Source organism: Nonomuraea sp. ATR24 (assembly GCF_041950485.1).
GTDB classification, from domain to species: Bacteria; Actinomycetota; Actinomycetes; order Streptosporangiales; family Streptosporangiaceae; genus Nonomuraea; species Nonomuraea ceibae.
Window position 1 is genome coordinate 132,032 of sequence record NZ_JBGNUU010000011.1, and the last position, 24,440, is coordinate 156,471.

Below are 24,440 nucleotides of genomic sequence, written 5' to 3' on the forward strand. Positions count from 1 at the left end.
CAGAAAACGCTTCGCCCCGCGCCGCGTGATTGAGCGGCCGCTCAGCGGACATACACCGACCGTGACCATCGACAACGCAGCCCTGGAGGCTCGCCGCGAGGAGATCCGCGAACGGTACGTCTTACCGCACCGTCCGTCGAGCAGCGCCCGCGGCCTGCATCACATCGCCCTGGTCTCGTCGGACGTGGAGCGCACCGTCAAGTTCTACCAGGAACTGCTGGAGTTCCCGCTCACCGAGATCTTCGAGAACCGCGACTACGAGGGCTCCAGCCACTTCTTCTTCGACCTTGGCAACGGAAACCTGCTGGCGTTCTTCGACTTCCCCGGCCTCGACCTCGGCCCGTACCTTGAGGTGTTCGGCGGCCTGCACCACGTGGCGATCTCCGTCGACCCCGCCACCTGGGAGCGGCTGCGCGGGAAGCTGGAGGCGGCCGGCGTGCCGCACCAGATCGAGAGCGGCGCCTCCATCTACTTCAAGGACCCCGACGGCGCCCGGCTGGAGCTGCTCGCCGACCACCTCGGGGAGATGTACGGCGCACGCGTGCTCTGACCCTGTACGGCTAGCGGCGCGACGCCCTGCGCGTGCGCGGCGTGCCCGCACGCGGCTCCTGCCTGATGCCCGCGTGCCTCTCGGCACGCTCTTCCTTCTCCTTCCGTACGGCGAGCCGCCGGTCGAGCTGTAACCGGCGCCGCCTGGCCTTGTTGGCCTTGACCTTGGCGGATCTGGGGGGTGAGGACTTGGGGGTCTTCGGCATGGGGATGTCCTACCCACTCCCGGGGGCGTCCCATACTTGGGTGATGCGCCTGACCGAGTTCTGGAGACGGATGCGCGAGCACTTCGGCGACGCCTACGCCGAGTCGTGGGCGCGTGACTACGTGCTGGCCCCGCTCGACGGCCGCACCGTCGTGCAGGCGCTGGCCGACGGCGAGAGCGCCAAGTCGGTCTGGCGGGCGGTCTGCCAGGTGGAGGACGTCTCTCCCCGGCTCCGCTGATCACTCGGCCTCCGGCATCTCCAGCGCGTCCCTCAGCTTGCCGGCGGCCCCTTCCGGATCTTCGGCGTCGTGCAGCCCGCCGGGCGACCACAGGAACTGCCAGCCCTGCCGCGACGGGGTGGCGAAGACCAGCGTGCGCCGTCCCGAACGCGGATGCCACGTCCACAGCACCGGTTCGTCGCCGCCGACCAGCCGGCTCACCAGCCCCTGGCCCTTCAGCAGCGCGGCGAGGGCCTCCAGATGGGTGCGCCGTTCCCCGGTGTACGCGCTCGCCACGTCGCGGCCTCCTGACGTCTCCCTGTGAGTCTCCCCAGCTCACAGCCGCTGACAACACGTCCCTGTCGAATCGCGGACCGGCCCGTTCGTCATGCTTCGTGAAGAGACTCTTCGAGGAGGTACGACGATGAGGTTCGCTTTGCTGCTGTTCGACCCGGAGGGCTACGCGGAGTCCGTCACGGAGGCCGGGATGACGGCCGCGCTCGCCGAGCACGAGGCGTTCGCGCGCCATCTGAGGGAACGCGGCGTCCCGTTCACCGGCGAGGCGCTGCACCCGGCCGCCCGCACGCTGCGCCCCGGCCCGCCCGGGGAGCCGCCGGTCGCCGCCGACGGGCCGTTCGTCCCGCTGCGGCACGAGCTGGCGGGCTTCTACCTGGTCGAATGCGCCGACCTCGACGAAGCGGAAGAGCTCGCCCGCCACTGCCCGATCGGCGCCGGCATCGAGATCCGCCCGATCTGGGACGCGCCTGGTGGGTGAGCTGGGACGCGTCCGGCGGGTGAGCCCGAACGCGCCGGGCCCGTGACGGCGCGTTCGGCGTGTGATCGAACAGTCGTTCGGCTACCATGGACCTCGCCGGGCCACTTCTTCCCCGGCGGCGGCCAAAAATGTCGGTGGCAGGCCATAGCTTTCACTCGACTGTTCGGACCCAAGACTCTCCAGGGGGAGTTCCCATGGCAATCAACGACCGCGAGAAGGCCCTCGAGACCGCGCTCGCTCAAATCGAGCGGCAGTTCGGCAAGGGGTCCGTGATGCGCCTGGGCGATGACGCCCGAGCCCCCATCGAGGTGATCCCCACCGGGTCGATCTCCCTGGACGTGGCCCTCGGCATCGGCGGCCTGCCGCGCGGCAGGATCGTCGAGATCTACGGCCCGGAATCCTCCGGTAAGACCACGGTCGCCCTGCACGCGGTGGCCAACGCCCAGCGCGCGGGCGGCATCGCCGCCTTCATCGACGCCGAGCACGCCCTCGACCCCGAATACGCCAAGAAGCTCGGCGTCGACACCGACGCGCTGCTGGTCTCCCAGCCCGACACGGGCGAGCAGGCGCTGGAGATCGCCGACATGCTGATCAGGTCCGGCGCCGTCGACATCATCGTCATCGACTCGGTGGCCGCCCTGGTGCCCAAGGCCGAGATCGAGGGCGAGATGGGCGACAGCCACGTCGGCCTCCAGGCCCGCCTGATGTCCCAGGCCCTGCGCAAGGTCGCCGGCGCCCTCAGCAGCACCGGCACCACCGCCATCTTCATCAACCAGCTCCGCGAGAAGATCGGCGTCATGTTCGGCTCGCCCGAGACCACGACGGGCGGCAAGGCGCTGAAGTTCTACGCCTCCGTCCGCATGGACATCCGCCGCATCGAGACCCTCAAGGACGGCACCGAGGCGGTCGGCAACCGCACCCGCGTCAAGGTCGTGAAGAACAAGATGGCGCCGCCCTTCCGCGTCGCCGACTTCGACATCCTCTACGGCGTCGGCATCTCCCGCGAGGGCGGCCTCATCGACATGGGCGTCGAGCACGGCTTCGTCCGCAAGTCCGGAGCCTGGTACACCTACGAGGGCGACCAGCTCGGCCAGGGCAAGGAGAACGCCCGCAACTTCCTGAAGAACCACCCCGACATGGCCAACGAGATCGAGAAGAAGATCAAGGACAAGCTCGGCGTCGGCCCCCGCCTCGACACCCCGGCGGAGCCCGCCCCCGCGGCCGCCGCCGCACCGGCCCCCACCGGCCGTGGCTCCAAGTCCACGCCGAAGCCCGGTGACGTCTGATCGGTCGCCGCATGAGTGACAAGGATCCGGACCAGGCGCCCCACTCCCGAGACTGGGGCGCCTGGCCCGACCTCCCCGCCACCCCACCCCGCCGCCGCCGCAAACCCACCCGCCTCGCCCCGGGCGGCCTACCCCGCCCCACCGACGCCCAGGGCCCCGACGGTCAGGGCACCGGGGCTTCGGGCATCGGCGCCCGAGGCGCCGACGGTCAGGGTGCCGATGTCCCAGGCGCCGATTACTCGGGTGCGGGTGCCTCAGGTGCCGATGCCTCGACCCTGGATGCCCCGTCGTCCCGGGTCTCCGGGCGTGGCCGTTCTGGGCGCTCGACGACCTCGGGCCGTCGAGGTGGCCGACTTACGGGCCGTGGCCGTGGCGCCTCCGACGACCCGACCGGCACCCCAGGCGGTTCGTCGCGCGGTTCTCGCAACGGTGACGGTCCCTGGGCGGACTCCGACCGCAACGCCGGCCGGTCATCAGACAGTGGCCGCGACACCGGCTGGGCGCCGGGTGGCAGCGGTGCCTGGTCACCGGGCGGTGGCAGTGGTGGTGGCAGTGGCGGTGGCTGGTCGCAGGGTGACGATAACCGCAGCGGTGGCCGCCGACGGTTCGGTGATGGGCGCGACGAGCGTGCCGGTGGCGGTTGGCCGTCGCCGGACGAGTGGCAGGAACTGCGCCGCTCCCGATCGGCTGCCCCATCGTCCCCGGAACCGGATTCGGCCGCTCCGCAGTCAGAGGCGGCGGCGTTCCCCGGGACGGCGCACCCGTTCTTCGGGTCGGGCGATGCGGCGTCTGCGGGGGATCGTCCGGAGCCCGCCCCCTGGGAAGCGCCCACGGCGTCGGTGTCCTTCACCGAGCCACCTCAATTCGAGTTCGCCGACTCCAAGCCACCCGAACCCGACCCTGCCGGTTTTGAGCCCACCGGTTCCGGGCCCACCGAGCCTGCCGGTTCTGAGCCCATGGGCCCCGAGCCTGTCGGTTCTGAGCCTGTGGCGCCCGACGCTAGGGGACTTGGGCTTGTCGGGTCCGACGCTGCGGGGTCCGGCCCTGCGGGGTCCGACGCTGCGGGCGAGCCCGTAGGGTCCGATTCTGCGGGACCCGACCTCGCGGGATCCGATTCTGCGGGACCCGACCTCGCGGGATCCGATTCTGCGGGACCCGACCTCGCGGGATCCGATTCTGCGGGACCCGAGCCTGTCGGATCCGACCTTGCGGGAACCGAGCCGGTCGGGGCTCAGCCTGGGGAAGTCGGGCCTGAGCCTGGGCTTTCGTTCACGTCCGACAGTTCGGAGCCACCCCCGTTCGTGCCCCGTGAGGCCGAGCCGGAGCCTCCGCCGGCTCCCACTGCCGCCGAGCCCGCACCTCCGTTCGAGCGTACGGAACCCGAGCCCTCACCCTCCATTGCCCAGAACCCCGGCGCGGGGTCCGGTGAGCGGGTAGAGGCGGCGTTCGGTGGGCTGTTCGAGGGCGGGGGATCGGACGAGGGCCGGCCCGAGGAGCCCGGGGAGTGGGGCTCGGGGAAGGGGCGTCGTTCGGGAGGAAAGGGTCGGTACGGGAAGGGGCGGCGCTCCGGGCGGGGTGCTGCAGGCGGCGGTGGGCGTGGGGCCGGGCGCGGTTGGCTGCCTGACGGCCCGGATCAGGACTCACCAGCAGGTACGACCCCGCATGCCGATCCCGAGTCGGTAGCCCGGGCCATCTGCCTGCGGCTGCTCACGATGGCTCCCAAGACGCGCGCCCAGCTGGCCGAAGCCCTCCGCAAGCGGAACGTACCGGATGAGGCCGCCGAGACGGTGCTCGACCGGTTCTCCGAGCTGGGGCTCATCAACGACGAGGCGTTCGCCGAAGCGTGGGTCGACTCCCGGCACCACGGCCGGGGCCTGGCCAAGCGCGCCCTGGCCGCCGAGCTGCGCCATCGGGGCGTTGACTCCGAGACCGTCAACGAGGCCGTCGAGCGCCTGGACCCCGACCAGGAGCTGGAAACGGCCCGCCGCCTGGTGGAGCGCAAGCTCGCCAGTACGCGGTCCCTGGACCCCAAGGCCCGCACTCGCCGCCTGGCCGGCATGCTCGCCAGGAAGGGTTACCCGTCCGGCCTGGCGTTCCGCGTGGTCCGCGAGGCCCTCGAACAGGAGGGCATCGAGATGGAGGACGACTACCCGTAGGACGTCCACGCGGGTGGACGGCTGTCCGTATGGACGGCTGGTTGCAGGGAGCTGCCCATACGAATGGTGACCCGTTCGAATGGCTGCCCGCACGGACGAATGCCCGTACGGATGGCGACCCCGTACGGGCGGTGACCCCGTACGGGCGGTGACCGTTAAGGACGGTGGCCCGGACAGACGGCGACCCGTACGAGTGGTGATCCGGATGGGCGTGGCGTCGGGCCTCCGGGCGCGCCGGGCGCCAGAGAGCCGGGCGGTGCCGAATCGAGGGGTCCACCAGCGGTAGGGAGGGCGGTGTGTCCCGAGGTGTTCACGCACGGCGGATGCGAGCGTAAGACACGCTTGATAACGCGTTTGCTTGCTCGTGACCTGTTCGACGCATAACCTCGACGGCAGTGAGGAGTTACTCCGCGCAGTGCGGATTGCCATACCGGTGAACGACGGACTTACGAGTTTGAGTGATCGAGGCGGGCGAGGTGCCGGCTGCGGGTGTCGGCGCCCGATGTGCCTTGGCTTGATATCGGTCCTGGTGACGACGCCGATCGGGCTTTCCGTGCCGCGCCCGTGACCCTCCTGGGCGAGGGCCGCGTTTGTGGGTGTTGACGACGCGAGGAGGGCGGGGCGCACATGGGGCCGCTGGTCGTGGTGCTGTCGGTGGCGGTCGTGGCGCTGACGTGCGGGATGATGAGCGCCCTCTACATCGTCGTACGCCGGACGTCCGGCGGTGCGCCCGCGAAGAAGAAGCTGACCCCGGAGCAGGAGCAGGCTGTCACGGACGAGCTGGAGCAGGCCCGTGAGGAGGCCGGCAAGATCCGTGACCGGGCCGAGGCCGACGCGGAGGAGATCCTGCGCAGGTCGGAGGCGGCGGCGGAGAGCGCCGCGCAGATGCGCCGCGAGGTGGAGCAGGAGAGCCAGGTCCTGAAGTCGGAGCTGAAGGAGCTGCGCGCCGATCTGGAGCGGCGGGAGAGCCGCCTGGGTGAGCGTGAGCAGCGGCTGGACGAGGAGGCCAGGCGGCAGGCGGAGCGTGACCGCAAGCTGGCCGAGACGGAGATCGAGCTGGCCGACCGGCGTGAGGAGCTGCTGCGGGTCGAGGAGGAGCGCCGGGTCATCCTGGAGCGGGTCGCGGGGCTCACGGCCGAGCAGGCGAAGGCCGAGCTGGTCAAGGAGATCGAGAACCAGGCCAAGCGTGAGGCCGCGCTGATCATCCGGGAGATCGAGGGTGAGGCCCGTAAGGAGGGCGAGAAGCGCGCCACGAAGATCGTGACGCTGGCGGTGCAGCGGGTGGCGGCGGAGCAGACGGCCGAGTCGGTGGTCAGCGTGCTGCATCTGCCGGGTGACGAGATGAAGGGCCGGATCATCGGCCGTGAGGGCCGCAACATCCGGGCGTTCGAGTCGACGACGGGCGTCAATCTGATCATCGACGACACGCCGGAGGCGGTGTTGTTGTCGTGTTTCGACCCGGTGCGCCGGGAGACGGCCCGGCTGACGCTGGAGAAGCTGGTGCTCGACGGCCGCATCCATCCGCAGCGGATCGAGGAGGCGCACGACCGCAGCCGCCAGGAGGTGCAGGACCTGTGTGCCCGCGCGGGCGAGGACGCGCTGGTCGAGCTGGGCATCACCGACATGCATCCGGAGCTGACGCTGCTGCTGGGCCAGCTCCGCTATCGCACCAGTTACGGGCAGAACGTGCTCAAGCATCTCATCGAGTCGGCGCACATCGCGGGCATCATGGCGGCCGAGCTGAAGATGGACCAGGCGCTGATGAAGCGCTGCGCCCTGCTGCACGACATCGGCAAGGCGCTCACGCACGAGGTCGAGGGCAGTCACGCGCTGATCGGCGCGGAGATCGCGCGGCGCTACGGCGAGCAGGAGGACGTGGTGCACGCCATCGAGGCGCACCACAACGAGGTCGAGGTGCGCACGGTCGAGGCGGTGCTGACGCAGGCGGCCGACGCGATCAGCGGCAGCCGCCCGGGCGCCCGCCGCGAGTCGCTGGAGGCGTACGTGAAGCGGCTGGAGCGGCTGGAGGAGATCGCGCAGTCGTACGAGGGCGTGGACAAGGTCTTCGCCATGCAGGCGGGGCGGGAGATCCGGGTGATGGTCAAGCCCGACGGGGTCGACGACATCCAGGCGCAGGTGATCGCCCGCGACGTGGCCAAGCAGGTGGAGGAGGAGCTCACCTATCCGGGGCAGATCCGGATCACGGTGGTGCGGGAGTCGCGGGCGACGGAGTTCGCGCGCTGATCAGGTGAACAGCTGCTGGTAGAAGGCCAGTTCGGCGGCCAGTGCGGCGGAGCGGGTCTCGGTGCGGCGGAAGCCGTGCGACTCGCCTTCGAAGGCGAGGTAGGTGCAGCGGACGCCGCGTTCGGACAGGGCGTCGGCGAAGGCGGACGACTGCTCGGGCGGCACGACGGGGTCGTCGAGCCCTTGCAGGAGCAGCATGGGGCAGGTCACGCCGTCGGCGAGGGCGAGCGGTTCGCGTTCGGCGTAGACGGCGGGGTCGGAGCCGACGAGCCATTCCACGTAGCGTGACTCGAAGTCGTGCGTGTGGGCGATCAGCGGGGCGAGCGCGCTGACTCCGAAGTAGGACACCCCGCCCGCGAACTCGCCTGACCGGCAGCAGGAGGCCATCACGGTCCAGCCGCCGGCGCTGGCGCCGCGCACCGCGATGCGGCCGGGCCGGGCGAGCCCTTCGGCGGCCAGCCAGCGGGCCGCCGCGACCGTGTCGTCCACGTCGACCAGCCCCCACTTGCCCTTCAGCCGCTCGCGGTAGGCCCGGCCGTAGCCGGTGGAGCCGCCGTAGTTGAGGTCGAGCACGCCGATGCCGCGCGAGGTGAAGTACGCCTTCTCCAGGTCGAGCGCGACCCCGGCGTGCGCGGTCGGCCCGCCGTGCACGAAGATCACGTACGGGGGCGGCTCCTGGAGGATCTCGACCGGGTTGGCGGGCTCGTACAGGAAGCCGTGCACGCCGATGCCCGGCAGCTCGATCGGGCGCGGCGTGGGCAGGTAGGCAGGGTCGGGCAACCGCTCGACGTCGCGCCTGAGCGGCTCGGCCTCGCCGCTGCCGAGGTCGACGCGGACGACCGTGCGCGGCGTCGCGGACCCGTACGCGATCCCGGTGAGGGACGTGCCGTCGGCGCTCAGCGAGGGCTCCCAGCCGTCGAAGGGGAGCGGCAGGTCGGTGAGAACGCCGGTGCGCGGGTCGAGCACGCCGGCCCGCAGGTCGGCGCGGCCGTGCAGGACCGCGAGCCGGCCGTCGGCGAGGATCGTGTACGGGGCTCCGCCCAGGTTCCACAGGGGCCCGGTGAACTCCTCGTCGCGAGGACAGAGCGGCCGGGGCGAGGGGTCGCCGAGGCCCGTCTCGTACAGGTTCCACCAGCCGGAGCGGTCGGAGATCGCGTAGAGGGTGTCGTCGTCGCGCCAGCTCGGGGCCAGCACGGACTCCGACGGGCCGCCCAGCAGGGTGCGGGTGTGGCCGTCGGGCAGCCGGGTGACGCGCAGCTCGGTGCCGTCCCACGGCATGCGGGGGTGGTCCCAGCAGATGTAGGCGAGGTGGCGGCCGTCGGGGGACAGCGCGGGGAAGGCGTAGAAGTCGCTGCCGGTGACGTGCTCGCGCACCGGCCCACCGGTCAGCGGGACGGACACGACGGCCCGGCTGACCTTGCCGTCGCGGTGGCGTTCGCGCACGCACCACACATGGCCGTCGCGGACGAGCAGGTCGGCGTAGCGGTCGCCCTCGGGGGTGAGCGGGGTGCAGGCGCCGGTGTGGTCACGCAGGTAGAGGCGCTGGTCGGCCAGGTTGGCGAAGATCAGCTCACCGCCGGGCGTCACGGTGTAGGGGCGGCCGCCGTACTCGTGCACGCGGGTGCGGGCGCTCCACGGCGCGGGCAGCAGCTCACGGTGGCGGCCGTCGGCGGCGCGGTGCATGACCGTGGTGCGGCCGCCCTGCTCGGGCCGCTCCTCCGTCCACCACGTCTGCCCGTCGAGGGCGTACGGCCAGCCGGCACGCGCACCGGCACGGGCGACGTCGGCGGTGGAGATGGGCGAGGGCCACGATGCGACGGGCATAACCGAATCTTGCCGGAAATCCGCGCCGCCCGTGGTCAAGGTCACGGTAATGGGGCCGCCCCGGATGGACGGGGTCCCGGATGTCGACCCGGGACCCCGTCCGCGCGGCTAGTCCGTGCTGTCGAGCCCGCCGCCGGAGCGCAGGCCGACGGCCTCGGCCCCGGGAGGCGCGACCGGCGCGGCCGACGTCTTGCGGCTGCGCCGGCTGCGGCGCTCCAGCCAGTTGGCCAGATAGCTGAGCAGCAGGTTGAGCCCCACGTAGATGACGCCGATGACGATCGCCGCCGGAATCAGCGAGCCGAAGAACACGGCAGGCAGGATCTTGAAGCCGGTGTTGAGCAGGTCGACGTAGGCGATGATGTAGCCGAGCGCGGTGTCCTTGAGCAGCACCACGAGCTGGCTCACGATCGCCGGCATCATCGCCGTGACCGCCTGCGGCAGCAGCACCAGCCGCATCACCTGGTTCTTGCGCATGCCGACCGCGTAGGCGGCCTCCGACTGGCCCCTGGGCACCGCCTGCACGCCCGCCCGGACGACCTCGGCCAGCACCGACCCGTTGTAGAGGGTCAGGCCGAGCACCACCGCGATGAAGGCGTAGTCGCCGGAGCCGAACATCGTCGGCGCCAGGTAGAAGATGAAGAAGATCAGCAGCAGCAGCGGGATGGCCCGGAAGACCTCCACCACCGTGGCCGCCGGGACCCGGATCCACCGGTGGTCGGAGAGCCTGGCCAGGCCGAAGACGGCGCCGAACGCGAGCGCGAGCACCGCGGCCAGCGCGGCCGCACGGAGCGTGCCGATCAGACCCGGGATGATGTAGTAGCGCCAGGTGTCGGCCTGGAGGAACGGCTCCCAGATCTTCCCTTCCCACTGGCCCTTGGCGTCGAAGCCGCTGTAGACCCAGTAGAGGAGCGCCGCCACCGCCACGACGCTGACCACCGTGAGCAGGTGGTTGCGGATCCTGCCGCGCGGGCCGGGGGTGTCGAAGAGGACCGAGGTGCTCATCGGGCCACCGCCAGACGTCGGGCCAGCCAGCCGGTGAAGAAGCCGATCGGCATCGTCAGGGCCATGAAGGCGAGGATGATTCCGATGAAGATCGGGATCGACGCGCCGGTGTCGTCGAAGACGATCTTCATGGTGGCTGCGACGTCGGCGAGATAACCGCCAGCCGTCGCGACCGTGGTGTTCTTGATCATGGCGATCATGACGCTGCCGAGCGGCGCGATGACCGCGCGGAACGCCTGCGGAAGAATGATCATGCGCAGCGACTGCGAGAACGTCAGCCCGATCGCCCGCGCCGCCTCCGCCTGGCCGAGCGCCACCGTGTTGATGCCGGAACGCAGAGCCTCGCACACGAACGCCGCGGTGTAGGCCGACAGGCCCATGGCGACGATCCAGAACGAGTTGGTCCTCGGCACCTGTGAGAAGACGAGACCGAGCTGGTCGCTCAGACCCAGCGCGGAGAACGCCAGCACCAGTGTCAGCGGCGTGTTACGCACCACGTTGACGTAAAAGGTGCCCACGACTCGGAGTACGGGAGTAGGCGAAACCCGCATCGCCACGAGGATCGTGCCCAGGATCAGGGAGACGACCGCGCCCACGGCCGAGAGCTTGACATTCTCCCAGAAACCCAAGGCGAGCTCGGGTGCGTACTTGATTAGGTCGTCCATCGTGCTCCACCACATAGGAGGGCGGCGGCCGGGAGACCGGCCGCCGCCTCAGAGAGGATCAGCTGCAACCCTCGGCGGTCGGGGCTTCCGTCGAGACCTTCAGGCCCTCGATGCCCCCGAACCACTTCTCCAGGAGCTGCTTCATCGTCCCCTTCTGCCAGAGCGACTGGACCGCCTTGTTCACGGCCTCACACGTCTTGGTGTCGCCCTTCTTCAGGCCGATGCCGTACTTCTCGTCGGTGAAGCCCTGGCCCAGCACCTTGAAGTTGCCGCCGGCCTGCTTGGCGAAGCCCGCCAGGATCAGGTCGTCGGTCGTGACCGCGTCAAGGTTGTTGCCGCCCAGCTTCTGGATGCACTCGGAGTAGCTGGCCGCGTCGACCGTCGTGGCGTCGAGGTCGAGCTCGCCGTCCGGCGGCGGGTCGGTGATCCGCTTGTAGGAGTTGGAGCCGGCGGCCTTGCAGATCTTCTTGCCGACCAGGTCCTGCGGGGTGTTGATGGAGGTGTCGTCCTTGCGGACCATCACGTCCTGGTGAGCGATCACGTACGGGCCGCCGAACGTCACCTTGGACTTGCGCGACTCGGTGATGGAGTAGGTGGCGAAGATGATGTCGACAGTGCCGTTGGCCAGGAAGGGCTCCCGGTTGTCGGACTTCGACTCCTTCCATTCGATCGCCACGTCCTTGCCGCCGTTCATCTCCTTCAGGACGGCCTTGGCGACGTCGACGTCGAAGCCCTCGGGCTCGGCGCCCTTCTTCAGGCCCAAGCTCGGCTGGTCCCACTTGGTGCCGACCACCACGGTGCCGCCGTCGGCGACCTTGTCGGCCACGGACGCATAGGTCTCGCCACCGCCGCAGGCGGCCAGCCCCGCGGCCATCGCCGCAAAGGACAGCACCGCTCCCATTCGACGCATGTGCATGTGTACCTGCCTCTTGCTCGTCAGTGCGTAAGGATCTTCGAAAGGAAGTCGCGCGCCCGATCCGTCTGCGCGTTGGTGAAGAACTCGTCCGGGGTGTTCTCCTCGACGATCTGGCCGTCGGCCATGAACACCACCCGGTTGGCCGCCCGCCGGGCGAACCCCATCTCGTGCGTGACGACCATCATGGTCATCCCGTCGCGGGCCAGCCCGATCATGACGTCGAGCACCTCCTGCACCATCTCCGGGTCCAGTGCCGAGGTGGGCTCGTCGAACAGGATCATCTTCGGATCCATCGCCAGGGCCCTGGCGATCGCCACACGCTGCTGCTGGCCGCCGGACAGCTGCGCCGGGTACTTGTCGGCCTGCGCCGCGATCCCGACACGCTCCAGCAGCTCCATCGCCCGCTTGTCCGCGGCGTCCTTCGCCTGGCCGCGCACCTTGACGGGGCCCAGGGTGACGTTCTCGCGGATGGTCTTGTGAGCGAACAGGTTGAACGACTGGAACACCATGCCGACTTCGGACCGCAACCGCGCCAGTGACTTGCCCTCTGCCGGCAACACCTGGCCGTCGAAGACGATCCTCCCGCCGTCGATGGTCTCCAGCCGGTTGATCGTCCGGCACAACGTGGACTTACCACCGCCGGAAGGACCGATGACGACCAGAACCTCGCCACGAGAGACGGTCAAGTTGATGTCCTTCAGGACGTGCAGCGCCCCGAAGTGCTTGTTGACGTTCTCCATCTGCACCAGTGGAGTGACGTCCCCGTTCTCCGTCATGGAGTCAAACGGTAGAGGCACGAAGGGCGCTGGTCACTAACCGGCCGGTACCGATCCGGTCACATCGTGCCGTCAAGCTGGACTTTTAGCTCCGGAGGGCTGTCGCGATCCGCGCAACGACTACCCTTGAACATGCGATGACTGTGACCCAGGAGAGCGCCCGCACCTATCAAGTGCGCACATACGGGTGCCAGATGAACGTGCACGACTCCGAGAGGCTGTCCGGCCTGCTGGAAGACGCCGGTTACGTGCCCGCGGCCGACGGCGAGACCGCCGACGTGGTCGTCTTCAACACGTGCGCCGTGCGCGAGAACGCCGACAACCGCCTCTACGGCAACCTCGGCCACCTGCGGCCCGCCAAGGTGTCCAACCCGCGCATGCAGATCGCCGTCGGCGGCTGCCTCGCGCAGAAGGACCAGGGCGAGATCGTCCGCAAGGCGCCGTGGGTCGACGTGGTCTTCGGCACCCACAACATCGGCTCGCTGCCCGTGCTGCTGGAGCGCGCCCGCATCGAGGGCGAGGCGCAGGTCGAGCTCAAGGAGTCGCTGGAGGTCTTCCCCTCCACGCTCCCCACCAGGCGCGAGTCCGCCTACGCCGCCTGGGTGGCCATCTCCGTCGGCTGCAACAACACGTGCACGTTCTGCATCGTGCCGTCGCTGCGCGGCAAGGAGAAGGACCGCCGCCCCGGCGACGTGCTCGCCGAGGTCCGCACGCTCGTCGAGCAGGGCGTCCTCGAGGTCACGCTGCTCGGCCAGAACGTCAACACCTACGGCGTCGAGTTCGGCGACCGGCTCGCCTTCGGCAAGCTGCTGCGCGCCTGCGGCGACGTCGAGGGCCTGGAGCGGGTCCGCTTCACCTCGCCCCACCCGGCCGCCTTCACCGACGACGTCATCGCCGCCATGGCCGAGACGCCCAACGTGATGCACCAGCTCCACATGCCGCTCCAGTCGGGCTCCTCGCGCCTGCTCAAGGCGATGCGCCGCTCCTACCGCGCCGAGCGCTACCTCGGCATCATCGAGCGGGTGCGCGCCGCCATGCCCGACGCCGCGATCTCCACCGACATCATCGTCGGCTTCCCCGGCGAGACCGAGGACGACTTCCAGCAGACCCTCGACGTCGTACGGCAGAGCCGCTTCGCCAACGCCTTCACCTTCCAGTACTCCATCCGGCCCGGCACCCCGGCCGCGACCATGGACGACCAGATCCCCAAGGAGGTCGTCCAGGAGCGTTACGAGCGGCTGGTCGCACTCCAGGAGGAGATCTCCTGGGAGGAGAACAAGAAGCAGGTCGGCCGCACCCTGGAAGTGCTCGTCGCCGAGGGCGAGGGCCGCAAGGACGACGCCACCCGCCGCCTGTCCGGGCGCGCCCCCGACAACCGGCTCGTCCACTTCGCCGTCGGCGACCGGACGCCCCGGCCCGGCGACATGGTGACCGTCGAGGTCACCTACGCCGCCCCGCACCACCTCGTCGCCGACGGCGCCCCCAAGGCCGTGCGCCGCACCCGCGCGGGCGACGCCTGGGAGTCCCGCCAGGCCGGCCCGCCGCAGGGGCCCGGCGTCCTGCTCGGCATGCCCGCCATCGGCCGCCCCGCCCCTCTCCCGCCGCCGGTCAACGGCTGCTCCACCCACTGAGCCGTACGCGACGCCCCCGCACCGAAGCCAGGTGCGGGGGCGTCGGCGTACGTGCCGGGGTGGCCAGGCCACCGGCTTTGGCCCGCCGTACGCGACGCCCCTACGTGCCGGGGGTCAGCGGGTGAGCTGGTCCAGGAAGCGGTAGCAGGGGTCGCGGCGGAAGTCGTGGAAGGTCGCGCACGGGTCGGGGCCCAGCCGCGCCGTGGACGCCGGGGTCGGCGCGGGCGGCGGCGGGGTGGTCGCCGGGGCCGGGAGCGTGCCGGTGGCCTTCGCGGCCGGTGGGCGGGTGGACGACGGGGCCCGGGTTCTGGCGGGGGGCGGTACGGCGTGCGCCCATCCGGTCGTGGCGGCCGGCGAGGGCGCTCCGGACGAGGGCACGCCTGCTTTCGGGACCCCCGCCGAAGGCGCGGTCCCGGACGGAACGCCCGGTGACGGCACCCACGTGAGCCCGCCTGAAGGCGCCCCCGACGGCTCCCCCGACGGTCCTTCGGAAGGCGTCCCCGAGGGGGCCGGGCGGACGGGGGATGACCAGGGAGTTCGCACAGATCCGCTTGATCCATGGAAAAGCGGCTTTTCCTGATCATATTCCGGCGCGCTATTCCGGCCTTGATTCCCCGGGGCGGTGAACGCCAGCAGAATGCCGAGACCGGCGACGGCCAGGACCGCGATCACGCCGGCGGCGGGTGCGAGCCGCCCCCGGCTACCTGGGCGAATGGATCTAAGGGGGGACAAGTCGTGATTCCTTTGTGATTGTTGCGCGAGCATTCAGCTGTTGCGGCTAGTGTGGTCCATCGCCCGCGGAAGCCGGAGAGCTTTCCCGATACGACCGCAGGGAGCTGTAAAACCATGCAAGATCCGACCGAGCCGGATCGCCAGGAGATCCTCGACGGGCCGGGTGACCGCCGTCGCAGGCCAGGCAGGAACAACAAGAAGACCGCGATCATCGCCGCCTCCGTCGTCGCCCTCGCGCTGGCGGCCGGGGGAGCGGGCTACCTGCTGACCGGTGGCCCGTCAGGCACGACCCCCGCCTCGACCCAGCAGCAGCAACAGGCCGAGCCCGCCCCCGACCCCGCGGAGCAGGAGCTGCTCGGCGAGGAGGAGGCCGAGATGGGCGACGCCAAGACCGACGCCCCGGCCGAGGACGCCCCCGCCGAGGACGGCGGAGTCGGCGACGTCGCCGACCCGGCCCCCGACACCGGCAACACGGGCAACACCGATGCCGGCGACTCCGGCAACACGGCCACGACCGGCAACACGGGGAACTCCTCCGACAAGGGCTCCGCCGGCAAGAAGGACGACAACACGGGCAAGAAGCCCACGACCGCCCCCAAGCCCTCGGAGGACGCAGGCAGCAGCCCGGCCGACGGTCCGGCGGGCAGCGTGACCGGTCAGTGCGCCAAGGACGGCTGCTGACCAGGGTTCTCCTTCGCGGGCTGTGAAGGCAGCGCGGGGCCGCGTCCGTCCACCCTCCGGACCGCGCCCCGCGCTTCCCTTTCCGGCCGTTCCAGGAGCCCGGCCAAGTGCCGCTCCAGGGGCCCGGGCAAGTGCCGTTCCAGGAGCCCGGCCAAGTGCCGCCCGAGGGGCCGGCCAAGTGGTCCGGCGGTAACCGCCGCGACTGGACCTACAGGCGCGCCCGGCCGCTCCGTAGGGTTCCGGCATGACGACTGACAGAGCAGCCGAGCTGCGGGCCCTGCACGTGCCCGGCAAGCCGCTGATCCTGCCCAACGCCTGGGACGCCGCGTCGGCGCGGGCCGTCCGGGAGGCGGGTTTCCCGGCCGTCGCGACCGGCAGCGCGGCGGTGGCGCGGGTGCTGGGCTACGACGACGGCGAACGCACGCCGGTAGAGGAGATGCTGGCCGCGGTGGCGCGGATCACGCGGGTGGTGGACGTGCCGGTGACCGCCGACCTGGAACGCGGGTTCGGGCTGGAGCCGGCCGAGCTGGCCGCCCGGCTGGCCGCCACGGGCGCGGCCGGGTGCAACCTGGAGGACTCCGACCCTCGTACGGGCGAGCTCGTGGACGTGGGGACGCAGGCGCGGTTCCTGGCGGAGGTGCGCGCGGCGGCGGGACCCGGGCTGGTGCTGAACGCCCGGATCGACACCTACATCGCGGGTGATTCCAGCCGCGCGGCGGCGGTGGCGCGGGCACGCGCCTACCTGGACGCGGGCGCCGACTGCGTCTACCCGATCGGGCTGGCGGACGAGCGGGAGATCGACGCGCTGGTGTCGGAGGTCCCGGGGCCGGTGAACATCCTGTTCAGGCCGGGGGTGCCCGGCCTGGCGAGGCTGGCCGCGCTGGGCGTGGCCCGGGTGAGCTACGGCCACGGCCTGCACCAGGCCGCGCACGCGTACGCGGTGGGCCTGATCGAGGCGGTCGCGCAGGGCCGCGACCCCTACCAGCGGGGGGAGTGACCGGGTCCCACTACGCTGACGCCTGTGCTTGTCGCCGCGGCCGTCTGCCCGCACACCCCGCTGCTCGTCCCCGCCCTGGCCGGCGCCGGCCAGGGCGAGCTGGCCGGTCTCCGTTCCGCCTGTCATGAGGCCGTCGCCGCCCTGCTCGCCGCCGGGCCCGACCGGGTCGTGGTCGTGGGCGGGGCCGATCGCGACAGGGCGTTCGACGGGTGGGCGGCCGGCTCGCTGCGCTCCTACGGCGTGGACGTGACGACCGGGGCGGGCGAGCCGGTGCTGCCGCTGTCGCTGACCGTCGGCCGCTGGCTGCTGGAGCGGGCCGCGTACGACTTCGGCGCGGTCGCGCTGCGGGCCGTGGCGGCGGACGCGCCGGCGGACGCCTGCCTGAAGCTCGGCGCGGAGCTGGCGGGGGAGGGCCGGGTGGCGCTGCTCGTCGCGGCCGACGGGTCGGCCTGCCTGACCGCGAACTCCCCTGGCCACCTCGACCCGGCGGCGGCCCCGTACGACGACCTGGTCGCGGGCGCGCTCGCCGGGGGCGACCACGAGACGCTGGCCGCGCTCGACCCCGGCACGGCCGACCGGCTCTGGGCGAGCGGCCGGGCCGCGCTCCAGGTGCTGGCCGGGGCGGCGGCGGGCGGCGCGTTCGACGGCAGCCTGCTCGCGCGGGCCGCCCCCTACGGCGTCGGCTACTTCACGGCCGTGTGGCGACGGCGCGGCGCGGCACCGGGATCTTCATGAGGTCCCTGGCCAGGATCACCTCACCGTCGTAGGAGCGCCGCACCTCCTCCAGGAACGCCGCCTCCTGGGTGATGCCGTAGCGCTCGGAGAAGTGCGTCAGCACCAGCCGCCGCACGCCCGCGTCGGCCGCCACCACGCCCGCCTCGTACGCCGTCAGGTGCCCGTACTCCTTGGCCAGCACGCCCTCGGACGACAGGAACGTGGCCTCGATCACCAGCAGGTCCACCCCGTTGGCGAGCTCGAAGACCGTGTCGCACAGCCGCGTGTCCATGACGAACGCGGCGCTCTGCCCCGGCCGGGGCTCGCTGCACTCGGCGAGCGTCACGCCGCGCACCGACCCGGTGCGCTGCAGCTCGCTCACCTCCGGGCCGCGGATGCCGTGCGCGGCGAGCCGGTCGGGCAGCATGCGGACGCCCGGCGGCTCCTGGACGCGGTAGCCGTAGGACTCGACCGGATGCGACAGGCGGCGCGCGGTGAGCGGCCCGACGGCGGCGCGCGAGCCGGAGACCGGGTGCTCCTCGATGACCTGCGTGTCGGCGAAGGCGGCGGCGTGCCGCAGCCGCCGCCAGTAGGACGTGCCGGACGCGGGGAAGACCGCCCGGACCGGATGCCGGACCCGGTCGCGGGCGATGCGCTGCACGACCCCGGGCACGCCCAGGCAGTGGTCGCCGTGGAAGTGCGTCAGGCAGATCCAGTGCACGTCGTGCGCGCTCACCCCGGCGTGCAGCATCTGCCGCTGTGTGCCCTCCCCGGGGTCGAAAAGGTAGCCTTGGCCGTCCCAGCGCAGAAGGTAACCGTTGTGGTTGCGGTGCCGGGTCGGCACCGCGCTGGAGGTGCCGAGGACCACGAGCTCACGTGAGGACATGATGGCCGCATCTGCCGTTACGGTCGCGTTCGCCGAGGTGCCGACACCGGTCGGCGCGTTCGTGCTGGCCGTCACCGAGGACGGGCTGGCCGCGTCGGGCTGGGGCGCCCGCGAGCGGCTGGGCGAACTTCTCGGCCTGCCTGAAGTTCATGACCCGGATCGTACGGGTTTCGTGGTGGAGGAGTTGCATGCTTATTTCGGCGGCGGGTTGCGGCGCTTCGAGACGCCGATCGACTGGCGGCTGACGTCCGGCTCGCGCCGCCGCGTGCTCCAGGCCCTGTTCGAGGTCCCGTACGGCACCGCCGTCACCTACGGCGAGCTGGCCGAGCGCAGCGGCTCGAACGTGCCCGCGCGCGGCATCGGCTCGATCATGGGCTCCAACCCGCTGCCGATCGTGGTGCCCTGCCACCGGGTGGTCGCGGGCAACGGGCTGGGCGGGTTCAGCGGCGGCGTGGGCGTGGAGACCAAGCGCTGGCTGCTCACCCACGAGGGCTACCTGCAGCCGACGCTGCTCGATCTGTGAAAGTGGCGAGGGTGCGCGAAAAGCCGGTCATCGCCGTCGTGGGGCCCACCGCGGCAGGGAAGTCCGATCTCGCCGTGGACATCGCGCTGCGGCTGGGCGGCGAGTGCGTCAACGCCGACTCCATGCAGCTCTACCGGGGCATGGACATCGGCACCGCCAAGCTGACCCTGGAGGAGCGGCGCGGGGTGCCGCACCACCTGCTCGACATCTGGGACGTCACGGTGACGGCCAGCGTCGCCGAGTACCAGCGGCTGGCCAGGGCGGTGATCGAGGCCGTCGACGTGCCGGTGCTGGTCGGCGGCAGCGGCCTGTACGTGCGGGCGGCGATCGACGACCTGGAGTTCCCCGGCACCGACCCGGAGATCCGGGCCAGGCTGGAGGCGGAGCTGGCCGAGACCGGCCCGGCGCCGCTGTACGAGCGGCTGCGCGGGCTCGACCCCGTCGCGGCGGCGGCGATCCTGCCGAGCAACGGCCGCCGCATCGTGCGCGCGCTGGAGGTGATCGAGCACTCCGGCAGGCCGTTCTCGGCGACGATGCCGTCCTACGACGCGGTCCACCCCAGCGTCCAGATCGGGCTGGAGGTGCCCAGGCCGCAGCTCGACGAGCGGATCGAGGTCCGGGTCGGGCGCATGTGGGCGGCCGGTCTGGTGGAGGAGGTGCGCGGGCTGCTCGGCCAGGGGCTGGCCGAGGGCCGAACGGCCGGGCTGGCGCTCGGTTACGCACAGGTGATCCGGTTCCTGCGGGGGGAGTGGAGCGAGGAGCAGGCGTACGAGGAGACGGTCCGGGCCACCCGGCGCTTCGCCCGGCGGCAGGAGTCGTGGTTCCGCCGCGATCCGCGGGTGTGCTGGCTGCCCTATGACGCCCCCGACCTGCTCGAACGGTCCCTGGCGCGGATAGCGGGGGAAGGCTGCGCTTAAAATTCGACCATGCGCTTTCTCAAGGGGCACGGCACCGAGAACGATTTCGTCATCCTCCCCGACCCCGATGGCGAGCTCGACGTATCCGCCTCGCTGGTCGAGAAGATCTGTGACCGCAGGGCCGGGATCGGCGCCGACGGCGTGCTCCGGGTGGTGCGCACCAAGCAGGCTCCCGAGGTGGCCGACCAGGCCGGTCAGGCCGAGTGGTTCATGGACTACCGCAACGCCGACGGCAGCGTGGCCGAGATGTGCGGCAACGGCGTGCGCGTCTTCGCCCGCTACCTGGCCGAGGCCGGGCTGGCGGAGTCCGACGAGTTCGGCGTGGCGACGCGGGGCGGGGTGCGCAGGGTGCGGCTGGAGCCCGGCGGTGACGTCACCGTCGACATGGGCAAGCCGCGCGTGGGCGGCACCAGCGTCACGACGGTCGCTGGGCAGGAGTACGAGGGCATCTGCGTCGACATGGGCAACCCGCACCTGGCCTGCTCGATCGGCGACCCGGTGGTCCAGCTCGACCTGTCGCACCAGCCGAACTTCGACCCGGGGGTGTTCCCGGCCGGGGTCAACATCGAGCTGTTCAACGCGGTGGGCACCAGCCGGGCGGTGATGCGCGTGTTCGAGCGCGGCTCCGGCGAGACCCGCGCCTGCGGCACCGGCGCGGTCGCCACGGCCGTCGCGGCGGCGGCGCTGTCGGGCGACACCACCGGCACCTGGACCGTCGAGGTGCTGGGCGGCACGCTCACGGTCACGCTCGACGAGGAGACGAGCTACCTGAGCGGCCCGGCCGTGATCATCGCGTCCGGCAACCTGATGCTTGCAGAATGATGTTCTCCTGAGCGATGCTGGGTCTGCTAACCGAACCGAGAGGGGTGGAGATGGCGGACCCGCGAGCCACCGCGGTGGCGGTCAAGGGGCCCATCGGGCACTACGGCGGCGGCTTCATGGTCTCCCGCGAGGCCAAGGCCGTCTGCGAGGAGCACGGCCTGGGCCCCAGGGAGCTCTACTTCCGGGGCCGCTGCGGGGTCCTCGGCGAGTGCGACGCCGACGTGGTCGTCTCCGTGGCGGTCTTCTTCCCGGCCGAGCACGTCGCCGACAACTGGAACGGCGGCCGCAGGATGCCCGTCGAGCAGGCTGTCGACCTCTACGCCGAAGCCTGCCGGCAGTGGGGCAGGCGCAAGCTCGGCGGCTACGCCGGGTGCGCCAGGATCGCCGAGCTGCTGGAGCCGGTCGTCGAGCACGCCTCGCCCGTCGGGGCGCCGCTGTTCGCCGGGTGGCGGGCCGTTCCGCTGGCCGACGACGCGCCCGCGCGGGCCACCCAGCTCATGCACGTGGTCCGCGAGCTGCGCGGCGCCCTCCACGCCAACGCGGTCGTCGCCGCCGGGCTGCACCCGCTCGACGCCACGCTCGCCGCCGCCCACGACGGCACCCCGTTCGGCCCGGCCGCCGGAGAGATGATCGCCCGCTTCTTCACCTGGCCCGAGCCCTACGACACGCCGGGACCCGACCTGATCGCCCGGCGGGCCGCTGTGGAAGATGTCACCGACGATCTGATGGCACCGGTCTTTTCGGTCCTTAACGGTGACGAATCAGACGAGCTCATCGAGCTTCTGCGTTTTGGGCACGGTGATTGACCTGGCAGACTGACTGCCCATGGACGTGGACATCTGGGCCTGGGTCGGCGAAACCCAGCAGCAGCTTTCCGAGGCGGGCAACGTGGGCCTCGCCATGGCGCTGGGAGACCTCCCCGCACAGGCCTATGAAGGGCGTTATCCCCAGCTCGACGTGATGGCTCCGGCCATCGCCCAGCAGGCGGAGACCCTGGAGCAGCCCTGGCTTGAGTTCTACGCCCGCTACTGGCACCTGATCGGCCGCATCGGCGACCGCGCCCAGGGCGCGGTCGCGATCGAGGACGCCCAGCACCTGCTCGCGTTCGCCCAGCGCGAAGAGGTGCGCTCCTGCCCGGCCACGCCGGCCGCGGTCGAGGCCCTCGCCATCGCCTGGGCCAACGCCGACGGCCCCGGTTACGCGGCCGAGCGCCTGGAGACGCTCGGCGCCGCGATCGAGCAGGCCGAGCCCGCCGGTCCCGCCTACAGCGGCCTCGTGACGCAGTACGTCGCCGCCCTCGTCGACGCCGGCCGCGCCGGCGAGGCGGTCAGCTACGCCGAGTCCGCCGTCGAGCGGTTGCGCGCCGCCGGCCGCGAGTCGAGCTGGGAGCTCGGCGCCGAGAGCGCCCGCGCGCTGCTCGCCGCCGGCCGCGCCGAGGACGCGCTGACCGCGCTCCAGGCCGCCGCCGGCTTCCAGGCCGACGACCCCGTGGCCAAGGACCATCGCGACGGCGTCCGCCGCGCCCTCATCCTGGCCACCCTCGGCCGCGTCGCCGAGGCCGTCGACGCGCTGCCCGACCTCGACGTGGTCGGCGAGCACCCGAGGGTCTTCGTCGAGTGGACCCGCGCCGTCAGCCTGCTGGCGAGCTCGTCCCAGATCACCAACACCTGGCAGCTCGGCCGCGTGCTGCGCCAGTGGATCGACTACTTCGGCATGATGGGCGGCTACCGCTCCCGCGTCGAGCTCGCGCTGGTCGCGGGCGACCTGGCCGTCGCCCGGCAGGGCGTGTGGCAGGCCCGGCTGCTGGCCGACCTGGCCGAGTCCGGCGCGGGCGAGCTGCGCGACGCCTCCGGCGTGGCCGAGCGGGTGGCCGCCCTGCGCGCCGCCGCCGACGCCGCCACCGAGCCCGAGGCGCCCGGCCCGCTGGAGGAGCGCGTCGGCTACTTCGACGCCGCCGACGGCTACAACGCCGACCCCGAGCGCTGGGTCGGCTGGCTGGCCCCGCTGTCCGGCAAGGACATCGAGGCGACCCGCCGCCACACCACCACGCTCGGCTTCCTGGGCTACCCGTCCTCCGGCGCCGACATCTACTGGAAGATGCTCGTCGACAGCGGCGACATCGCCTCCGCCGACGGCGACGACGTCGCCTACCTCACCACGCTGCTCATCGAGGCCCGCCAGGACGAGCGGCTGGAGCAGATGGCCGGCAAGCTGCCGCACGACGCCAAGTGGCTGACCCTGGCCCGCCTGCACAGCGCCCGCGAGCGCTGGGCCGAGGCGCTCGACGCCGCCGAGCACGCGGTGGCCGCCGGCGCCGGGGTGGAGGCCCGCCGGGTGCTCGCCGGAGCCGCCCAGCAGGTCGACGAGAACGCCAGGGGCGCGGGCGCGCTGCTGGAGGTGCTCGACGAGCTCACCGACGAGGACGTCTGGCGCATGATCGTCATGGCGACCGCCGCCGAGGACTGGGACACCGTGCGCAAGGGCGCCGCCAAGATCGGCATGCCGATCAAGTCCACCGAGGGGCCGATCGAGGAGGAGCTGGGCCTCATCCGGGTCATCCTCCCGGCGCCCGACGGCGGCCAGCGGCAGGTCCTGTCCATCCGCACCGGCCCCGCCACCGCCCGGCTCGCCCTGCCGCAGCCGCGCGGGATGGAGTACAACGCGGGCGACCTGGTCGTCTTCGACCCGCAGCTGCTGGAGCCGCTGCCCGAGGACCCCCAGGAGCAGCAGAACTTCGTGCCCCCGTTCGCCGCGGTCAGCATCCTGCGCCCCGGCGGCTACACGAGCTACTTCTTCGACGGCGCCGCGCCGAGCGAGGCCGACTGGACCGAGTTCACCGAGGTCATGGCCGAGCGCGGCTGGCCGATGTGGGTCTACAGCGACGAGAACTACAAGGTCACCCACCCGACCACCGGCGAGCAGATCCCCGGCGTGTTCGGCTGGGTCGCGGTGCCGCCCAACGTCTCGGCGGTCGAGGTCGACGCCCTGCTCGACGACGCCACCGAGCGCTGGTCCCACCCGCTGGCCTGGCTCGACCTGGCCCGCGAGGTCGACGTCGAGGTCGAGCGGCACGAGCGGATCGTCAAGGAATACGGGCTCTGACATGCTGGGCCGCTTCAGCCTCGACGGCAAGGTCGCCATCGTCACCGGCGCGTCCGCGGGGCTGGGCGTCGCCTTCGCCCGCGGCCTGGCCGAGGCGGGGGCCGACCTCGTGATCGGCGCCCGCCGCGCCGACCGGCTGGAGGAGACCAGGCGGCTGGTCGAGGAGACCGGCCGCCGCTGCCTGGCCGTCGCCACCGACGTGACCCGGGTCGAAGACTGCGACGCGCTCGTCGCGGCGGCGGTCGACGGGCTGGGCGGCGTCGACGTGCTGATCAACAACGCGGGCGTCGGCACCGCCGTGCCTGCGCTGCGCGAGACGCCCGAGGAGTTCCGGCAGGTCGTCGACATCAACCTGCACGGCACCTACTGGATGGCGCAGGCGTGCGCCAGGGTGATGCGGCCCGGCTCGTCCATCGTCAACATCGGCAGCGTCCTCGGCGAGACCACCGCCGGGCTGCCGCAGGCCGCCTACAGCGCGTCCAAGGCGGCGGTGATCGGGCTGACCCGCGACCTGGCCCAGCAGTGGACCGGGCGGCGCGGCATCCGGGTCAACTGCCTGGAGCCGGGCTTCTTCGCCTCCGAGATGACCGAGCAGTACAAGCCGGGCTATCTGGAGGCGATGCTGGAGTTGCGCGTGCCCATGCGGCGGGCGGGCGATCCGGCCGAGCTGGTCGCCGCCGCGATCTTCCTGGCGAGCGACGCGTCCTCGTACATCACCGGGGTGACGCTGCCCGTCGACGGCGGGATTCTGATCACCTAGCCGCGCCCTCCGGGAGCGAGGGCCTTGTCGGGGGCCCCGCTCGGCCTTATGTTCGTTGC

25 protein-coding genes are annotated in these 24,440 nt (G+C 71.8%); 16 read left to right on the forward strand and 9 right to left on the reverse strand.

Annotated elements, in window-relative coordinates:
- Positions 1-61: 61 nt before the first annotated feature.
- Positions 62-550, forward strand: a complete 489-nt coding sequence (locus ACBI99_RS25840) for a VOC family protein (protein WP_219513434.1) — start codon at positions 62-64, stop codon at positions 548-550.
- A gap of 10 nt (positions 551-560) precedes the next feature.
- Here ACBI99_RS25840 and ACBI99_RS25845 read toward each other — a convergent pair whose 3' ends face one another.
- Entirely contained in the window at positions 561-755 is a 195-nt protein-coding gene (locus ACBI99_RS25845; protein WP_219513437.1) for a hypothetical protein, read from the reverse strand.
- A gap of 43 nt (positions 756-798) precedes the next feature.
- Here ACBI99_RS25845 and ACBI99_RS25850 point away from each other — a divergent pair, with 43 nt between their 5' ends.
- The gene (locus tag ACBI99_RS25850) at positions 799-993 is read left to right on the forward strand and encodes a DUF3046 domain-containing protein (protein ID WP_219513439.1); all 195 of its coding nucleotides are present in this window, start codon (positions 799-801) and stop codon (positions 991-993) included.
- Here the strand turns inward: ACBI99_RS25850 and ACBI99_RS25855 are convergent, their stop codons facing one another.
- Positions 994-1,269, reverse strand: a complete 276-nt coding sequence (locus tag ACBI99_RS25855) for a hypothetical protein (protein ID WP_375073698.1) — start codon at positions 1,267-1,269, stop codon at positions 994-996. It abuts the gene before it with no gap.
- Between the two features lie 127 nt (positions 1,270-1,396).
- On the opposite strand from ACBI99_RS25855, the gene ACBI99_RS25860 reads away from it, so the two are divergent.
- From ACBI99_RS25860 to rny, 4 genes are all read left to right on the forward strand, one after another.
- Entirely contained in the window at positions 1,397-1,747 is a 351-nt protein-coding gene (locus ACBI99_RS25860) for a YciI family protein (protein ID WP_364175402.1), read from the forward strand.
- A gap of 194 nt (positions 1,748-1,941) precedes the next feature.
- Entirely contained in the window at positions 1,942-3,033 is a 1,092-nt protein-coding gene (gene recA, locus ACBI99_RS25865; protein ID WP_219513467.1) for a recombinase RecA, read from the forward strand.
- 956 nt (positions 3,034-3,989) lie between these two features.
- Positions 3,990-5,189 (forward strand): recombination regulator RecX, encoded by a 1,200-nt coding sequence (recX, locus tag ACBI99_RS25870; RefSeq protein ID WP_375073757.1) that lies wholly within the window; start codon positions 3,990-3,992, stop codon positions 5,187-5,189.
- A 627-nt stretch (positions 5,190-5,816) separates the two neighbouring features.
- The gene (gene rny, locus ACBI99_RS25875) at positions 5,817-7,433 is read left to right on the forward strand and encodes a ribonuclease Y (protein WP_219513480.1); all 1,617 of its coding nucleotides are present in this window, start codon (positions 5,817-5,819) and stop codon (positions 7,431-7,433) included.
- Here rny and ACBI99_RS25880 read toward each other — a convergent pair whose 3' ends face one another.
- The 5 genes from ACBI99_RS25880 to ACBI99_RS25900 all read right to left on the reverse strand — a co-directional run bounded on the left by ACBI99_RS25880 (position 7,434) and on the right by ACBI99_RS25900 (position 12,580).
- Entirely contained in the window at positions 7,434-9,257 is a 1,824-nt protein-coding gene (locus ACBI99_RS25880) for a S9 family peptidase (protein WP_375073699.1), read from the reverse strand.
- 108 nt (positions 9,258-9,365) lie between these two features.
- Positions 9,366-10,259 carry an amino acid ABC transporter permease gene (locus ACBI99_RS25885; RefSeq protein ID WP_364175378.1) on the reverse strand — a complete coding sequence of 298 codons (894 nt, stop codon included), beginning with the start codon at positions 10,257-10,259 and terminating at the stop codon, positions 9,366-9,368.
- Positions 10,256-10,924: an amino acid ABC transporter permease gene (locus tag ACBI99_RS25890; RefSeq protein WP_219513496.1), complete on the reverse strand. Its 669-nt coding sequence runs from the start codon at positions 10,922-10,924 to the stop codon at positions 10,256-10,258. Before ACBI99_RS25890 ends, ACBI99_RS25885 begins: the two co-directional genes overlap by 4 nt.
- 58 nt (positions 10,925-10,982) lie before the next feature.
- Entirely contained in the window at positions 10,983-11,840 is an 858-nt protein-coding gene (locus tag ACBI99_RS25895; RefSeq protein ID WP_219513498.1) for a glutamate ABC transporter substrate-binding protein, read from the reverse strand.
- A 20-nt stretch (positions 11,841-11,860) separates the two neighbouring features.
- Positions 11,861-12,580: an amino acid ABC transporter ATP-binding protein gene (locus tag ACBI99_RS25900; RefSeq protein WP_364175373.1), complete on the reverse strand. Its 720-nt coding sequence runs from the start codon at positions 12,578-12,580 to the stop codon at positions 11,861-11,863.
- 173 nt (positions 12,581-12,753) lie between these two features.
- On the opposite strand from ACBI99_RS25900, the gene miaB reads away from it, so the two are divergent.
- Positions 12,754-14,247, forward strand: a complete 1,494-nt coding sequence (gene miaB, locus ACBI99_RS25905) for a tRNA (N6-isopentenyl adenosine(37)-C2)-methylthiotransferase MiaB (RefSeq protein ID WP_375073700.1) — start codon at positions 12,754-12,756, stop codon at positions 14,245-14,247.
- A 114-nt stretch (positions 14,248-14,361) separates the two neighbouring features.
- Here the strand turns inward: miaB and ACBI99_RS25910 are convergent, their stop codons facing one another.
- On the reverse strand, positions 14,362-14,625 hold the full coding sequence (locus tag ACBI99_RS25910) for a hypothetical protein (RefSeq protein WP_219513508.1): 264 nt from the start codon (positions 14,623-14,625) through the stop codon (positions 14,362-14,364).
- Positions 14,626-15,093: 468 nt separating this feature from the next.
- Here ACBI99_RS25910 and ACBI99_RS25915 point away from each other — a divergent pair, with 468 nt between their 5' ends.
- From ACBI99_RS25915 to ACBI99_RS25925, 3 genes are all read left to right on the forward strand, one after another.
- The gene (locus ACBI99_RS25915) at positions 15,094-15,660 is read left to right on the forward strand and encodes a hypothetical protein (protein WP_219513510.1); all 567 of its coding nucleotides are present in this window, start codon (positions 15,094-15,096) and stop codon (positions 15,658-15,660) included.
- 244 nt (positions 15,661-15,904) lie between these two features.
- Positions 15,905-16,657 (forward strand): isocitrate lyase/phosphoenolpyruvate mutase family protein, encoded by a 753-nt coding sequence (locus tag ACBI99_RS25920; protein ID WP_219513512.1) that lies wholly within the window; start codon positions 15,905-15,907, stop codon positions 16,655-16,657.
- Positions 16,658-16,681: 24 nt separating this feature from the next.
- Positions 16,682-17,392, forward strand: a complete 711-nt coding sequence (locus ACBI99_RS25925; RefSeq protein WP_219513514.1) for a hypothetical protein — start codon at positions 16,682-16,684, stop codon at positions 17,390-17,392.
- On the opposite strand, the gene ACBI99_RS25930 is transcribed toward ACBI99_RS25925, so the two are convergent.
- Positions 17,346-18,257, reverse strand: a complete 912-nt coding sequence (locus tag ACBI99_RS25930) for a ribonuclease Z (protein ID WP_219513516.1) — start codon at positions 18,255-18,257, stop codon at positions 17,346-17,348. The genes ACBI99_RS25925 and ACBI99_RS25930 overlap by 47 nt on opposite strands.
- Between ACBI99_RS25930 and ACBI99_RS25935 the strand changes: the two genes are divergently transcribed.
- Genes ACBI99_RS25935 through ACBI99_RS25960 form a run of 6 tightly spaced genes read left to right on the forward strand, consistent with a single transcriptional unit; the run spans position 18,256 to position 24,381 of the window.
- Positions 18,256-18,780, forward strand: a complete 525-nt coding sequence (locus tag ACBI99_RS25935; RefSeq protein WP_219513518.1) for a methylated-DNA--[protein]-cysteine S-methyltransferase — start codon at positions 18,256-18,258, stop codon at positions 18,778-18,780. The genes ACBI99_RS25930 and ACBI99_RS25935 overlap by 2 nt on opposite strands.
- 11 nt (positions 18,781-18,791) lie before the next feature.
- Positions 18,792-19,697 (forward strand): tRNA (adenosine(37)-N6)-dimethylallyltransferase MiaA, encoded by a 906-nt coding sequence (miaA, locus tag ACBI99_RS25940; RefSeq protein ID WP_219513520.1) that lies wholly within the window; start codon positions 18,792-18,794, stop codon positions 19,695-19,697.
- A 9-nt stretch (positions 19,698-19,706) separates the two neighbouring features.
- The gene (gene dapF, locus ACBI99_RS25945; RefSeq protein WP_219513528.1) at positions 19,707-20,519 is read left to right on the forward strand and encodes a diaminopimelate epimerase; all 813 of its coding nucleotides are present in this window, start codon (positions 19,707-19,709) and stop codon (positions 20,517-20,519) included.
- 50 nt (positions 20,520-20,569) lie between these two features.
- Entirely contained in the window at positions 20,570-21,325 is a 756-nt protein-coding gene (locus ACBI99_RS25950; RefSeq protein WP_375073701.1) for a hypothetical protein, read from the forward strand.
- Positions 21,326-21,344: 19 nt separating this feature from the next.
- On the forward strand, positions 21,345-23,621 hold the full coding sequence (locus tag ACBI99_RS25955; protein ID WP_357585191.1) for a tetratricopeptide repeat protein: 2,277 nt from the start codon (positions 21,345-21,347) through the stop codon (positions 23,619-23,621).
- Between the two features lies 1 nt (position 23,622).
- Positions 23,623-24,381 (forward strand): SDR family NAD(P)-dependent oxidoreductase, encoded by a 759-nt coding sequence (locus tag ACBI99_RS25960; RefSeq protein WP_219513553.1) that lies wholly within the window; start codon positions 23,623-23,625, stop codon positions 24,379-24,381.
- The last annotated feature ends 59 nt before the right edge of the window (positions 24,382-24,440 follow it).

Bases quoted from the DNA above. Each gene is read 5' to 3' on its own strand.
- ACBI99_RS25960 (WP_219513553.1), top strand. From the start codon at position 23,623: ATGCTGGGCCGCTTCAGCCTCGACGGCAAGGTCGCCATCGTCACCGGC.
- ACBI99_RS25850 (WP_219513439.1), top strand. From the start codon at position 799: ATGCGCCTGACCGAGTTCTGGAGACGGATGCGCGAGCACTTCGGCGAC.
- ACBI99_RS25915 (WP_219513510.1), top strand. From the start codon at position 15,094: ATGCAAGATCCGACCGAGCCGGATCGCCAGGAGATCCTCGACGGGCCG.
- ACBI99_RS25955 (WP_357585191.1), top strand. From the start codon at position 21,345: ATGGACGTGGACATCTGGGCCTGGGTCGGCGAAACCCAGCAGCAGCTT.
- rny (WP_219513480.1), top strand. From the start codon at position 5,817: ATGGGGCCGCTGGTCGTGGTGCTGTCGGTGGCGGTCGTGGCGCTGACG.
- ACBI99_RS25890 (WP_219513496.1), bottom strand. From the start codon at position 10,924: ATGGACGACCTAATCAAGTACGCACCCGAGCTCGCCTTGGGTTTCTGG.
- ACBI99_RS25895 (WP_219513498.1), bottom strand. From the start codon at position 11,840: ATGCACATGCGTCGAATGGGAGCGGTGCTGTCCTTTGCGGCGATGGCC.
- ACBI99_RS25930 (WP_219513516.1), bottom strand. From the start codon at position 18,257: ATGTCCTCACGTGAGCTCGTGGTCCTCGGCACCTCCAGCGCGGTGCCG.
- ACBI99_RS25920 (WP_219513512.1), top strand. From the start codon at position 15,905: ATGACGACTGACAGAGCAGCCGAGCTGCGGGCCCTGCACGTGCCCGGC.
- ACBI99_RS25950 (WP_375073701.1), top strand. From the start codon at position 20,570: ATGGCGGACCCGCGAGCCACCGCGGTGGCGGTCAAGGGGCCCATCGGG.
- recX (WP_375073757.1), top strand. From the start codon at position 3,990: ATGGGCCCCGAGCCTGTCGGTTCTGAGCCTGTGGCGCCCGACGCTAGG.
- miaB (WP_375073700.1), top strand. From the start codon at position 12,754: ATGACTGTGACCCAGGAGAGCGCCCGCACCTATCAAGTGCGCACATAC.
- ACBI99_RS25845 (WP_219513437.1), bottom strand. From the start codon at position 755: ATGCCGAAGACCCCCAAGTCCTCACCCCCCAGATCCGCCAAGGTCAAG.
- ACBI99_RS25880 (WP_375073699.1), bottom strand. From the start codon at position 9,257: ATGCCCGTCGCATCGTGGCCCTCGCCCATCTCCACCGCCGACGTCGCC.
- recA (WP_219513467.1), top strand. From the start codon at position 1,942: ATGGCAATCAACGACCGCGAGAAGGCCCTCGAGACCGCGCTCGCTCAA.
- ACBI99_RS25885 (WP_364175378.1), bottom strand. From the start codon at position 10,259: ATGAGCACCTCGGTCCTCTTCGACACCCCCGGCCCGCGCGGCAGGATC.
- ACBI99_RS25935 (WP_219513518.1), top strand. From the start codon at position 18,256: ATGATGGCCGCATCTGCCGTTACGGTCGCGTTCGCCGAGGTGCCGACA.
- dapF (WP_219513528.1), top strand. From the start codon at position 19,707: ATGCGCTTTCTCAAGGGGCACGGCACCGAGAACGATTTCGTCATCCTC.
- ACBI99_RS25900 (WP_364175373.1), bottom strand. From the start codon at position 12,580: ATGGAGAACGTCAACAAGCACTTCGGGGCGCTGCACGTCCTGAAGGAC.
- ACBI99_RS25860 (WP_364175402.1), top strand. From the start codon at position 1,397: ATGAGGTTCGCTTTGCTGCTGTTCGACCCGGAGGGCTACGCGGAGTCC.